The organism is Gilliamella sp. wkB195 (assembly GCF_001690445.1).
GTDB lineage: Bacteria > Pseudomonadota > Gammaproteobacteria > Enterobacterales > Orbaceae > Gilliamella > Gilliamella apicola_E.
On sequence record NZ_LZGP01000011.1, the window covers coordinates 431,808 to 445,408 of the forward strand.

Genomic DNA, 13,601 nt, shown 5'->3' on the forward strand with positions numbered 1-13,601 from the left:
ATTGCTATTTTTATTCAATAGCTGGTTATTTATACACTTTATTATAACGATGCTATTTTTTTATTTGCTAGCTCAACTGTCTTTTTATCTTTAGGGTATTTATTTACGACTTGTTGAAATACAGTTTTGGCATTCTTTTTATCACCTTTATCAAGTAAAATTAAACCCACTTTGTAAAGGCTATCTGCTGCTTTTGGAGAAGATGGAAAATCTTTTACTACTGTTGCGTAATAAAATGATGCATTATCTTTTTTACCTTTTTTATAACAAAGTTGACCAAGCCAATAATTTACATTTGCACGGTAACTTGTCTTTGGGTAGGCTTTTAGATAATTTTGAAAGGCTATAATTACGTCATCACTCTGTTTGTCATCATTAATATATTGCATGACGTAATTATAATCCGCTTTATCATCACCTGAAGTAGACCATCCAGATAAACCTGAAGATGATGATGGCGATGCCCCAGCATCAGTGCTTGATGTTGAATCAGAACTGTCACCTTGGGTTTCATCATTTGGATTTGATGAGAATCCTGTCCCATTAGTCATTTGCTGTAATATCATTTTTTGGCGTTCAATTGTTTGGTTAAGTTGATGCTTAGTTTCTTCCAATTGACCACGAAGTGTATCTACATCAGATTGTAGATCATTAATTTTTTGTTGATTCTGGATTATCAACTGTCCTTGTGCTTGTATTGTTCTATCCACATCAGAACTACCAGCAGCACAACCATATCCAGCAAATAATAAAAATAAGGACAATGTGAGTATTTTTTTATACATATTATATAAACTCGACGTGAACTTAAACATAAAAAACGGCTGATAAATCAGCCGTCATAAGATGGGATTAATATCCAGCGTAAGTAATTACTGCACGACGGTTTTTAGCATAAGCTGCTTCGTTGTGACCTAATACTGCTGGTTTTTCTTTACCATAAGAAACGATTGAAAGTTGTTCACCAGAAACACCGTTACTTTGTAAGTAAGATTTAACTGCTGCTGCACGACGTTCACCTAACGCGATATTGTATTCTGGAGTACCACGTTCATCGGCATGACCTTCAATAACAACATTTAAGAATGAATTTGCACGCATAAAGATTGAATGTGCATTTAATAATGTTGAATATTCTGATTTAACATTGTATTTATCATAATCAAAATAAACTGTATTGATTTGTTGTAATTTTTGTAATTGAGCTAGAGCTTCTTTAGATAAAGAACCGTTACCTGCTTTGCTGCTGCTGTTTGAAGAACATGCTGTCACAGCAATTAATGGTAAAGCAACTGCAGCTACCTTAAGAAATTTAGAAAATTGCATTGAATTAACTCCTTTGTGTTTAAATAAATTATTATTTATATTTTGTATACTTCTAACCAACTTCAAAGTAACACCTGTTACCAACTAGAAAGATTAGAAGTATATATTATAACGACCTTCACATTTACACAATTTTAATAATTATATTATTGCTTAAAATTTAGTCGTTCCTCATAAATAAGGTGACCACGATGGGAATTTTACTTGTCCATCAGTCGCTGGTAACCTTGCTTTAAAATTACCATCAGTTGAAACAAGATTTAAAATTGTACCTAAACCTTGCGATGAACTGTAGATAATCATAGTGCCATTTGGAGCAATACTCGGTGTTTCATCTAAAAACGTATCAGTTAATCGTTGATAAGTATTCGTTTCTAGATCATATCGAGTAATATGTTGCTCACCATTATTAGTAGAAATCACAGCAATAAACTTACCATCTGGAGATACGCGAGCATTTTGATTCTGCGTATTATCCCAAGTTATACGTTGTGATGCTCCACTATTAATGTTAATTGAATATAGTTGAGGACGTCCCGCCTGATCAGATGTATAAACTATAGTTTCATTATCAGGCATCCATGAAGGTTCAGTGTCATTACTGCGGCTAGAGGTAATTTGTGTAATTTTCTTAGTTCTTAAATTCATCATATATAAATTTAAGCTACCCCCTTTTGATAAGGCAAAAGCTAATTTGCTACCATCTGGTGAAAATGCTGGTGCACCATTATGCTGTGGAAAGGATGCAATAGTTTCAACTGCACCACTTTCTAATGTTTTTAACACTAATGCAGAACGACCACTTTCAAAAGTTACATATGCTATTTTTTTGCCATCAGGTGACCATGTTGGTGACATTAATGGTTCTTTTGAACGGTGTACGGTGACTTGATCAAATCCGTCATAGTCAGATACACGTAATTCATGTGTATAAGGACCCTTACTATTTTTAACAACGTAGGCAATACGTGTTCTAAAAGCACCCTTTATACCAGTTAACGCTTCAAAGATTTCATCACTTGCAGTATGGGCTGCATAACGTAACCAACGTTGTTCAATAGAAAATTGATTTTCAACTAAGACAGCGCCAGGACGTTCAACAGTATCAATTAATTGATAGGTGATAAGATATTTTCCTGATGCATCAGGTTGTATTGTTCCGACCACAACGGCAGAAATACCAATATTGCTCCAAACACTAGGATTGACTTCAGAAGCGGTAGTTGGTTTTTGCGGCATTGCTGCTACATCAATTGGATTAAATTTACCACTATTGCGTAAATCAGAAGCAATAATATTATCCACAACTTGTGGAGGTTCACCGCTACCTGTCCATTTAAATGGTATGACCGCAATTGGTTTAGCAGAACTTACGCCATCAGTGATTATAATTCTAACTTCAGCAGTAGCTATCATTGTATATAAAAAAACAAAACAAGCTATCAAAAAGCGAGAAGCAAATTTGATCATCTTAAATTCCTTAATCAAAAAGAAATATATTTAAGTTAAAATAAGTATAACAACCGTATTTAGATACAAAAAGATAAACCTTTTAACAATTAAATGGTGTCACTCTTTACAAAATATAAATATCAGCGTGAAAGATAGCCGAAATTGCGTAACAAGTCCATAGCTATTTGAGTAAAAAAGATTTTTCTATATAAATTATTTATTATTCTTATATTCGCAATTACTGTCACTTATTTACTATACTATTCTGATTTGTGAGGAGTTAAAAGTAATCGCCAAAGATTTTTATTTAAATTAAATATAATCAGGCTAAAGAGATTAAAGAATGATCAATAAGAATAAATTTTCAAATTTGCTATTTTTGGCATTTTTCACAATAGAATGTATTGCGTTGGCCTATTCGATGAGACTTTATGTCAGATTTACAAATTAAACACTTTTCGCCTTCTCTACCATATACTTGGAGCTTTTGTACAAAATAACCCGGTTTACCATCAGATTGAACAAAGTCTTTAAGTGTAGTACCACCTTGTTCTATAGATTTGGTGAGCACTTGTTTAATTGCTGTGACTAATCGTTCAAATTCATTTAAAGTTAAACTGTTTACTTTCCGATGCGGATTAATTTTTGCCATAAATAATGATTCTGAAGCATAAATATTACCAACACCGACCACAATATGGTTGTCCATAATCCAGCTTTTTATAGGAATATTTCGATTAGTCGCTTTTTCGAAAAGATAGTTTGCTGAAAACTCCTCGCTTAGAGGTTCTAATCCTAAATGCTTCAATTGTTTAAGATCATCAATAGAATTAGTCCAAAGCCACGACCCAAAACGCCTTGGGTCGGTATAACGTAATGTCACACCATTTTCTAATACCAAATCAACATGATCATGTTTATCTGGTCTTTGGTTTGATTTTACTATGCGTAAGCTACCAGACATACCTAAATGAATTACAATCCAATTTTGCGTCAACTGTAATAATAAATATTTAGCACGTCTTTTGATATCTATGATTATTTGACCTTGAGCATCGGAAATAGCCACATCAATAGGCCAACGAAGCTTGGGTTGTCGAACAACAACTTGTTTGATAATTTGGCCTTTTAAATAAGGTAAAATACCACGCCGACTAGTTTCTACTTCTGGTAATTCAGGCATTTAATAATCTCATTTAATTATTGAACATGTCAGTAACCCAGCTAGGAGCCGATTGATTTGTCTCAGTTTGAGAACTAACAGCACATAAACTTTGCGGATTGACCGTCCATGCAGGTAAAGTCCTTACTCCTCCTCCATCGCACTGCCATTGGCCACTACTATCAATAGGTACCATAAAGATATTTTGTGGTACTGGAAGTTGTAATTTTTTCGGTGGATTATTTTGTAAGTATTCACTATATATTTTTAATGCACCTGTAGCGCCTGTTAATTTCATAGGTGAATGATCATCAAGCCCTATCCAAATGATTGCAACATTTTTTCCATCAATACCAGTAAACCAACTATCACGCGAATCATTACTTGTTCCAGTCTTGGCAGCTAAATTGAATGATCCATATTTAGCTTTCAATGAACGTGATGTTCCTGATTCAACGACTTGTTGCATAGCGTAAGAGGTTAAATAAGCGGATTGCTGAGAAACCGCTTGAATTTGTTGCGGGTAATTTTGATAAACAAGTTCACCTTTATCAGTTAATACATACCGTAGTATTGTGAGCGGTGCACGTTGGCCATTATTGGAAATAGTTTGGAACATTTGTGCTGTTTCTAATGGTGTTAACTCTAGAGCACCTAATAAGCGAGAAGGCAAATTAGGGATACGATCTTCAGGTACCCCCAATGCTTGTAAAGTCGTTTTAGTTGCGTCTAAACCTAATGACATACCTAAGTTAACTGTAGGTACGTTAAGTGAAAGAGCTAATGCATCAATTAACATCACTTTATCGCGAAACTTCCGATCAAAATTCTTCGGTTGCCAATAACCGCCGTTATCAAGTTTGATTGATAATGGGTTGTCGTTTAACCAAGTATTAAGCTGATAACGTTCTGGCTGACCTAATGCAGTTAAGTAGGTTGACGGTTTTGCCAGTGAACCAATTGCTCGTCTAGTTAACCACGCTCTGTTATAACCAGGGTAACGTGGCTCAGCGCTACCAATAATAGAACGGATTTCACCTGTTTCACGACTCACAATAACCATTGCTGTTTGTAATTCTTTATTAGTCGATTTACGTAACGTTTCTATTTCATCCGTAACCGATTGTTCTGCTGCAGCCTGAGCAACTGGGTCGAATGTGGTGAAAATTTTCATTCCTGACAGGTGGTCTGCTTTATCACCCAACTGTTTTCTCAGCTCACTACGGACAACTTGCATAAATGCTGGTTGCGGTGATATCACTCCACCTTTTGGTAAAACTGAAAGTGGGCGTTGGCTAAGTAAATTATATAATTCCTCATCAATAATTCCTTGTTGCTCAGCAAGTTTTAATACAACATTACGACGTTCAATTACTTGTTGCGGTTGAGTCCAAGGATTATAGTACGAAGCACCTTTTACCATGCCTACTAATACAGCTTGCTGGTCTAATGTCAATTCATTAACTGGGCGACCAAAATAATAGAGGCTTGCTAATGGGAAACCATGAATTTCTTCACTACCAGCTTGACCTAAATAGACTTCATTTAAGTAAAGTTCTAAGATACGTTCTTTGCTATATCGAGCATCTAAAATGATAGCCATATAGGCTTCACGTATTTTACGACTGATACTTCTCTCATTAGTTAAAAAGAGGTTTTTAACCGTTTGTTGTGTTAGTGTGCTTCCACCTTCAGTTCGGCCTGTTGTTAAATTAACATATATGGCTCGACCAATAGAATATAAACTTACACCATGGTGGTCATAAAAACGTTTATCTTCAGTTGCAACTAAGGTTTTTATTAACGAGTCAGAAAATTCTCTTAAAGGCACAAAAAGCCGTTGTTCACCATTTGGGGAATGCATCATCGTTATTAATTTAGGATCAATCTTAAGTAAGCCAAAATCACGACCTGTGTCTAAATTAGATATGCGATCTATCCTGTTTTCATAGAAAGTAATTTTGACACGAAAAGCTTTTTCTTCACCATCAGGAAAAGTAAATGGACGACGGTAAATTTCAACAGCACCATTTTGAACAATAAATTCACCTGGTCGAGTTGCTTTACTATCTTGCTGACGATATTGTGCACCTTTTAGCAAAGTAACAACATCACTAAGACTATAATCACTATCTGGCTCGAGGTCGACTATCTGTCCATAGACAGCCGCAGGTAATTCCCAAACATTACCATCTATACGCTCTTTAATTTGTTGATCTAAGTAAATCCCATAAACGACAGTTACAGCAACAAAGATAAGACATAATTTGAAAAGCAACGACCAAAGTCGACGCCACAATGATTTCTTATTTTTTTTTGAAGCTTTTTTAGTCGATTTCTTTTTAGTTGGTCTGTTCAAACTGCACCCAATATTAAGATTAAATAAAATTAACTTATAATAACATAACTTTTAATGGAGTATTGAGCTTCTTATCAATAAGATATTTTAGTTTAAATAATATAGTTAAATATAGAAAATCAATTAAAAACTAAGTTGTGGCTGAATATTTTTAACTTTTTCTATAAATGCTTTTTTAGACTTACCGGTTAAACCTTCATTAATCGGTAAACTTGCTGTTAATGGATTAACAGGTTTATTATTGATATGTAATTCAAAATGCAAATGTGGTCCTGTAGAACGCCCTGTATTACCAGATAAACCAATTTTGTCACCCTGTTTAACTTGTTGACCTGGTTTTACTAAAATTTTGTCTAAATGCATATATGACGTCATATATTGCCTACCATGGCGTATAGCAACATAGTTACCTGCTGAGCCACTGTATTTTGCAATAACAACTTCCCCATTTCCTACAGATAATACTGGCGTTCCTCTAGATACTGCAAAATCAACACCATTATGCGGTGTAACTATTCTTGTAACTGGATTTAACCGACGAGGATTAAAACCTGATGACACTCGAGCTTTTTTAGCTAAAGGATATCGGAAAAAACTTTGAGATAAACTACCTGCATTAATATCATAGTATTTACCATCATCAGCTAGAATCGCATAATAATCTTTAGATCCATTTTTAATGCGAACACCAAGTAATTTACTATTGGATAAACGATTTCCATGCATTTCACGAGATAAGTATACCACGAATTTGTCGCCTACTTTTAAACGTCGAAAATCTAAACGCCACTGCAATGCACGTGTAATAATTCCAATTTCATTACTCGTTAAACCAGCTTTACGCGCATCAGCTACAAAACTGGATTTCAGCTCACCTTTAATAACATTATTTTGTGAGACACCTTCTACAGTCTCAGTACTTTCTATAAATTGATTGCCTGACTTTTCAAAAATTCGAACATTATTAGTTGATATTGTCCAGTTAAAAGTGAGCAAATTGTGATTATCATCGGTCGTCCAACTAACCTGCTGACCAATTCTCAAATTGGCTAGTTGTTTATACTTACCTGTTAACTGTGCAATATCATTTTTATTTACATTATAACGATTCAAAATATCGTGTAATGTATCACCACGTGAAATGGTATATTGCACCGTGTTATCTTTTTCTTCAGCAAGATCATCTAATTCGTCTTTAGCTATATCATCTTCAGGAACATCAGACGACTCTGTAACATTGTCAGTTTTAGATTTATCACTAAGCATATCAATTCGCCCATCGCCAATAACAAGCGAAGACGAAGGCGTATCTGTAACTGTAGTTTGAGCTTGAGAATTTAGAGGAACGTACACTGTGCGATCTAAATTTAAAGGGCGCCACAATATAGTTATAAAAATAACAACAACAAGGGCTCCTAACACTGAAAAATAGGGAATTTTGAATTTATTTTTTGCAATATTAGGGGATTTAATCTGCTGTGCCAAAATTAACCTTAACTATCTTATAATCTAAACTATTTTTTATCTAAACAATCCAACAGCTCCTGAGTTAATGTTAATAAAAAGTGTGAATAGGCACCTTTTTCGACAATGATACCTGTCCCTAATGGATTTAATTCACCAATTTTAACATTTGTACCATTTACTAACTTCTTTATAACTGCAGGGCTAAACTGTGGCTCTCTAAAAACACAGACTGCTTGATGTTCCGCTAGCTTTTTTTGAATTGCATAGACAGTTTGAACGCCAGGCTGTACTGCTGGGTTTATGGTAAAACTTCCTAGATTTTTTAATCCGAACTGTGATTCAAAGTACCCATATGCATCATGAAACACAAAATACCCTCTATTTTGTACGCTAATTAGTTTTTTTGCAATGTTTTGTTCTGTTTCTGATAGATTTGTAATGAATTCGTTCAGATTTGCATCAAGCAACTGCACTTTATTAGGATACAGTTCTATAAGCTTATCATGGATTGATTTTGCAATAATTTTAGCAATTTTTGGCGAAAGCCATATATGTTCATCATATTCACCATGATGATGATCATTATCATCATGAGGTATTTCTTCATCGTGATGATTGGTTCTAAGCAAACTCTTAATTTCGGGAATATCCATTAATTCTATCTGCTTGTGTTCACCAACATTTTTTAAAACCGTTGGCATAAAAACTTCCATATCTTCACCAACCCAAATTATTAAATCAGCATTCTTAATTTTAGCCAAATCGGAGGGTTTCAATGAATAAGTATGAGGAGATGCGCCATCCGGCAATAGTATATCTGTATTTGTTACACCTGATGCAATTGCTTCAGTAATAAAACCTATCGGCCTTACTGAGGAAATTACAGTAGCATTAACATTATTTGTTAATCCAATAACGATTAGCGTAAGTTGAGCAAGAAAACGTAGAACTTGCCTGATGTTTTTAGTTAAATTTTTCACTTTGTCATCCAATATTTATAAAATATGATGGAATAAAACCACATTATTGTTATAATATAACATAACATATTGATCGGCAAGGACTATCGATATCATGACACAATTAATGGCTCTAAATAATATTTCGGTTAAAATAAATCAACAAAAAATATTATATGATGTTTCATTGACGATTAACTTAAGCCAAATTATTACGATTCTAGGTCCAAATGGTGCAGGAAAATCAACACTCGTCAAAGTTATTTTAGGATTAATTTCACCTACAACAGGCACCATTGAACGTGCTTCTGATTTGACTATCGGTTATGTCCCTCAATCAATAAATTTGAATCCAACTTTACCTATAACCGTCAAACGGTTTATGCAGCTAAATAAACAATTAAGTTATGATGATATCATCCAAACATTATCTTTAGTAAAAGCTCAATACCTGATTGATCGATCTATGCATCAATTATCAGGCGGGGAGTTACAGCGAGTGCTACTTGCTCAAGCATTAGCAAAACGCCCAAAACTACTTATTTTAGATGAGCCTACACAAGGTGTAGATGTAAATGGACAAGTGCTATTGTATGATTTAATTATTGATGCTAAAACGAAGTTTAGTTGTGGTGTTGTAATGGTTTCACATGATTTACATTTAGTTATGGCAAAAACAGATGAAGTAATTTGTTTAAACCATCATATCTGTTGTTCAGGAACACCGGCTAGTGTCTCAAACGATCCAGAATTTGTTTCTTTATTTGGACCTCACGGCGCATCACAATTCGCTTTATATAAGCACCATCACAATAATGATTGTTGCCAGCATTACAATGATCATAATCGAAAAATTATATTACCTGATTCAAGAGGAACAAAATAATGATTGAGTTACTCTTACCCTCTTTACTTGCAGGTTTATGCTTATCGTGTTTAACAGGTCCATTGGGTACATTTGTTGTTTGGCGAAGAATGTCTTATTTTGGAGATACTTTATCCCATGCAGCATTATTAGGCGTTGCTTTTGGCTTCCTTTTTGATATTAATTTATTCTATGCCGTCGTTTTAGTGACTTTGATATTAGCTATCGGGCTGTTATGGTTAGAATCTCAAAAACAACTACCTGTTGATACATTACTGGGTATTTTAGCTCATAGCGCTCTTTCACTTGGTTTAGTTGTGATAAGTTTAATGAATAGTATACGCATTGATTTGATGGGTTATCTATTTGGTGATCTTTTATCTATAACAATGTTTGATGTTTATCAGATTTTAATTTGTGTAGTAATAATTGGAATTCTGTTGATATGGCGTTGGAATCAATTTTTATTTATCACTGTTAGTGAGGAACTAGCTTTTAGCCATGGCATTAATGTACCACTAACAAAATTTATGCTTACAATACTTTTAGCATTAACAATTGGTATTGCTATGAAATTTGTTGGAGCTTTAATTATTACTGCACTATTAATCATTCCTGCTGCTACAGCAAAATATTATGCTAAAAACCCAGAATCAATGGCATTTTTTGCAATATTAATTGGGATGCTATCTATTTTGGGTGGGATTCTGTTTTCATTAATTTATGATACTCCAACAGGTCCTTCTGTTGTATTAAGTAATACTTGTTTATTTTTTATATCATTATTTATTTCTAAATTCTTTTTAAGAACTAAAAATTAAAATATCAGTAAAATTAGAAAATTTATTGCGAGAGAACACGCATTTTTAGTTTTCTGTTTGTTCACATTATTTAATTACTAATAAAGTGCTAAAAATCAGAAACTAATGAAGACAAAACTATGTCTCTCGCAATTATTTATACAAGAGCCTCTATTGGAATACAAGCACCTCAAATTAATGTTGAAGTACATATTAGTAATGGATTACCAGGTTTCGTTCTGGTTGGTCTTCCTGAAGCAACGGTTAAAGAATCTAAAGACCGAGTTAGAAGCGCTATTATTAATAGTGGCTTTACATTTCCAGCAAAAAAGATAACTGTTAATTTATCTCCAGCAGATCTTCCTAAAGAAGGTAGTCGCTTTGATTTGCCTATAGCTATCGCTATTCTTGCAGCAACCGAACAAATACCTAACGATAATCTAGCTAAATATGAATTTTTAGGTGAATTAGCCTTATCTGGGGAGATTAAGGCTGTAAAAGGTGCTATTCCTGCTGCTATATCATCTAAAAAAAATAATCGTACATTGATTATTTCTAGAGAAAATCAATCTGAAATATCATTAATCCATCATAATAATACGTTAATTACGCATAATTTATTAGAACTATGCCAATATCTATACAATGAAATTAATTTACCTACTGTTGAATACAGAGAATACAAAGATGATGATGAGCAAATAATTAACCTACAAGATATAATTGGTCAAGAACATGCTAAAAGAGCCTTAGAAATTGCCGCTGCAGGTGGACATAATCTATTGTTAATTGGTCCACCAGGGACTGGTAAAACGATGCTAGCCACTCGGTTAACTTCATTATTACCATCATTATCAGATGATGAAGCACTTGAAAGTGCAGCAATCACCAGTCTTGTTAGCGCTAATGGTTCAATTCAAAATTGGCGTAAAAGGCCATTTAGAGCCCCACATCATAGTGCATCAGCAGCAGCTTTAGTTGGTGGCGGCTCAATTCCTAAACCAGGAGAAATTTCATTAGCCCATAATGGAGTGTTATTTTTAGATGAATTACCAGAATTTAACCGTAAAGTATTAGATGCCTTAAGAGAACCCATTGAGTCGGGAGAAATTGTTATATCTAGGGCAAATGCAAAAATAAAATTTCCAGCAAAGTTTCAACTCATTGCCGCCATGAACCCTAGCCCTACGGGTCATTATCATGGAACTCATAATAGGACAACACCACAACAAATTATACGTTACTTAAATCGACTTTCTGGTCCATTTTTAGATCGTTTTGATATATCAATTGAAGTACCATTACTACCTAAAGGTACACTAAGTCAAAAAGTTAGTGTAACTGAACCAACTGATAAAGTGAAAAAAAGAGTTATAGATGCTAGAAAAATTCAAATGATAAGAAATAAAAAGTTAAATAGCCAATTATCACCAAAAGAAATTCAAATTCATTGTTTGTTAACTGATGAAGATAATGAGTACTTAGAACAGGCTTTAATTAAATTAGGACTTTCTGCTCGAGCTTGGCATAGAATATTAAAAGTATCTCGGACTATCGCCGACTTAGATTGTTCAAAGAGCATAGAACGAAAACATATTTCAGAAGCACTGAGTTATCGTTCTATGGATAGATTATTAATTCAAATGCACAAAAATATTGGCTAATAAATTAATCATCACTATCGACAAAGTCATCACTCACGTCAACTTGAGGTTTTCCACCTGATAACGTGTGAAAACGTTTTGGTTTGTTAATTTTAGAAAGGTACTTTATCCATGTTTTTTCATAATCTGTAACTGGTTCCTTTTTCCCTTTACAAACTGCAACAAAAGATTTCTCTTCTGATGTAGTTGGCTTTTTAGTTTCTGCATCGAGATCTCTAAAAGCACAACCATATTTTTCTAAGATCTGTGCTTCTTTGATAGTAAAATCGCCATGACGAGAAAATCCTCTTGGATAATTCTTATTATCAAAAAAACGTTGTTGACTTACAAAACTTTCAGCCATGTTATATCCTCTAGATTATAAAAGTTGTTGGGCGGGAATTATAATTGACAAAGTTAATCTGTAAACAAAATTTTTTTATTTATATAAATAAAATTGAATAAATGACTAAAATTAGAACAAATCTATTATTTTTATGGCAGGGGCGGAGAGTCTCGAACTCCCAACACCCGGTTTTGGAGACCGGTGCTCTACCAATTGAACTACGCCCCTAGATAAGGTGGCGGAACGGACGGGGCTCGAACCCGCGACCCCCTGCGTGACAGGCAGGTATTCTAACCAACTGAACTACCGCTCCACCGTATTTTTTGGTGTGTTTATAAATTAAAAGTCTGGCGGCACCCTACTCTCACATGGGTAATACCCACACTACCATCGGCACTACGGCGTTTCACTTCTGAGTTCGGCATGGGGTCAGGTGGGACCACCGCGCTATTACCGCCAGACATATTCTGTCTTCTCTTTTTCAACTGATGATGATTATCACATATCTTCACCAATCGCTCAATCCGGAACAAACTGTTTTATTAATCTTTAACCATCTTTCGATGATTTCTTAATCTCAACTTCGCGTATCCCAAAACAACTCCGAGTTGTAAGGTTAAGACTCTCGGTTCATTAGTATCAGTTAGCTCAATGTATCACTACACTTACACACCTGACCTATCTACGTCTTAGTCTCAAACGGACCTTACTGAATCTCTTCAGGGAAAACTCATCTCGAGGCTAGTTTCGTGCTTAGATGCTTTCAGCACTTATCTATTCCGCACGTAGCTACCGGGCAATGCAATTGGCATCACAACCCGAACACCAGCGGTGCGTTCACTTCGGTCCTCTCGTACTAGAAGCAAACCCTCTCAATTTTCCTACGCCCATGGCAGATAGGGACCGAACTGTCTCACGACGTTCTAAACCCAGCTCGCGTACCACTTTAAACGGCGAACAGCCGTACCCTTGGGACCTACTTCAGCCCCAGGATGTGATGAGCCGACATCGAGGTGCCAAACACCGCCGTCGATATGAACTCTTGGGCGGTATCAGCCTGTTATCCCCGGAGTACCTTTTATCCGTTGAGCGATGGCCCTTCCATTCAGAACCACCGGATCACTATGACCTACTTTCGTACCTGCTCGAGCCGTCACTCTCGCAGTCAAGCTAGCTTTTGCCATTGCACTAACCTCCTGATGTCCGACCAGGATTAGCTAAC

At 35.1% G+C, this 13,601-nt stretch carries 11 protein-coding genes, 2 tRNA genes and 2 rRNA genes; 3 read left to right on the plus strand and 12 right to left on the minus strand.

What is annotated here, in order from left to right; genetic code table 11:
- Positions 1–41: 41 nt before the first annotated feature.
- From ybgF to znuA, 7 genes are all read right to left on the minus strand, one after another.
- Positions 42–785, minus strand: coding sequence for a tol-pal system protein YbgF (gene ybgF / locus A9G08_RS04060; RefSeq protein WP_065562446.1), 744 nt, complete (start codon positions 783–785; stop codon positions 42–44).
- 67 nt (positions 786–852) lie between these two features.
- Entirely contained in the window at positions 853–1,326 is a 474-nt protein-coding gene (gene pal / locus A9G08_RS04065) for a peptidoglycan-associated lipoprotein Pal (protein WP_065562447.1), read from the minus strand.
- A gap of 171 nt (positions 1,327–1,497) precedes the next feature.
- Positions 1,498–2,793: a Tol-Pal system beta propeller repeat protein TolB gene (gene tolB, locus A9G08_RS04070; RefSeq protein WP_065562479.1), complete on the minus strand. Its 1,296-nt coding sequence runs from the start codon at positions 2,791–2,793 to the stop codon at positions 1,498–1,500.
- Between the two features lie 358 nt (positions 2,794–3,151).
- Positions 3,152–3,961, minus strand: coding sequence for a bifunctional DNA-formamidopyrimidine glycosylase/DNA-(apurinic or apyrimidinic site) lyase (mutM, locus tag A9G08_RS04075; RefSeq protein ID WP_065562448.1), 810 nt, complete (start codon positions 3,959–3,961; stop codon positions 3,152–3,154).
- A 13-nt stretch (positions 3,962–3,974) separates the two neighbouring features.
- Complete coding sequence (gene mrcB / locus A9G08_RS04080) at positions 3,975–6,299, minus strand: bifunctional glycosyl transferase/transpeptidase (protein ID WP_065562449.1); 2,325 nt, start codon at positions 6,297–6,299, stop codon at positions 3,975–3,977.
- Positions 6,300–6,422: 123 nt separating this feature from the next.
- Entirely contained in the window at positions 6,423–7,784 is a 1,362-nt protein-coding gene (gene mepM, locus A9G08_RS04085; protein ID WP_065562450.1) for a murein DD-endopeptidase MepM, read from the minus strand.
- Positions 7,785–7,813: 29 nt separating this feature from the next.
- Positions 7,814–8,746: a zinc ABC transporter substrate-binding protein ZnuA gene (gene znuA / locus A9G08_RS04090; protein WP_065562451.1), complete on the minus strand. Its 933-nt coding sequence runs from the start codon at positions 8,744–8,746 to the stop codon at positions 7,814–7,816.
- Between the two features lie 94 nt (positions 8,747–8,840).
- On the opposite strand from znuA, the gene znuC reads away from it, so the two are divergent.
- From znuC to A9G08_RS04105, 3 genes are all read left to right on the plus strand, one after another.
- The gene (znuC, locus tag A9G08_RS04095; protein WP_065562452.1) at positions 8,841–9,611 is read left to right on the plus strand and encodes a zinc ABC transporter ATP-binding protein ZnuC; all 771 of its coding nucleotides are present in this window, start codon (positions 8,841–8,843) and stop codon (positions 9,609–9,611) included.
- Entirely contained in the window at positions 9,611–10,411 is an 801-nt protein-coding gene (znuB, locus tag A9G08_RS04100; RefSeq protein WP_065562453.1) for a zinc ABC transporter permease subunit ZnuB, read from the plus strand. The genes znuC and znuB overlap by 1 nt, the downstream gene beginning before the upstream one ends.
- Before the next feature lie 119 nt (positions 10,412–10,530).
- Entirely contained in the window at positions 10,531–12,054 is a 1,524-nt protein-coding gene (locus A9G08_RS04105; RefSeq protein ID WP_065562454.1) for a YifB family Mg chelatase-like AAA ATPase, read from the plus strand.
- A gap of 4 nt (positions 12,055–12,058) precedes the next feature.
- Here A9G08_RS04105 and A9G08_RS04110 read toward each other — a convergent pair whose 3' ends face one another.
- The 5 genes from A9G08_RS04110 to A9G08_RS04130 all read right to left on the minus strand — a co-directional run.
- The gene (locus tag A9G08_RS04110; protein ID WP_065562455.1) at positions 12,059–12,397 is read right to left on the minus strand and encodes a DUF413 domain-containing protein; all 339 of its coding nucleotides are present in this window, start codon (positions 12,395–12,397) and stop codon (positions 12,059–12,061) included.
- Between the two features lie 134 nt (positions 12,398–12,531).
- Positions 12,532–12,607, minus strand: a tRNA-Trp gene (locus tag A9G08_RS04115).
- Positions 12,608–12,615: 8 nt separating this feature from the next.
- Positions 12,616–12,692: transfer RNA gene (locus A9G08_RS04120), tRNA-Asp, on the minus strand.
- A gap of 32 nt (positions 12,693–12,724) precedes the next feature.
- Positions 12,725–12,840 (minus strand): 5S ribosomal RNA (rrf, locus tag A9G08_RS04125).
- A 151-nt stretch (positions 12,841–12,991) separates the two neighbouring features.
- Positions 12,992–13,601 (minus strand): 23S ribosomal RNA (locus tag A9G08_RS04130); the annotation flags it as partial.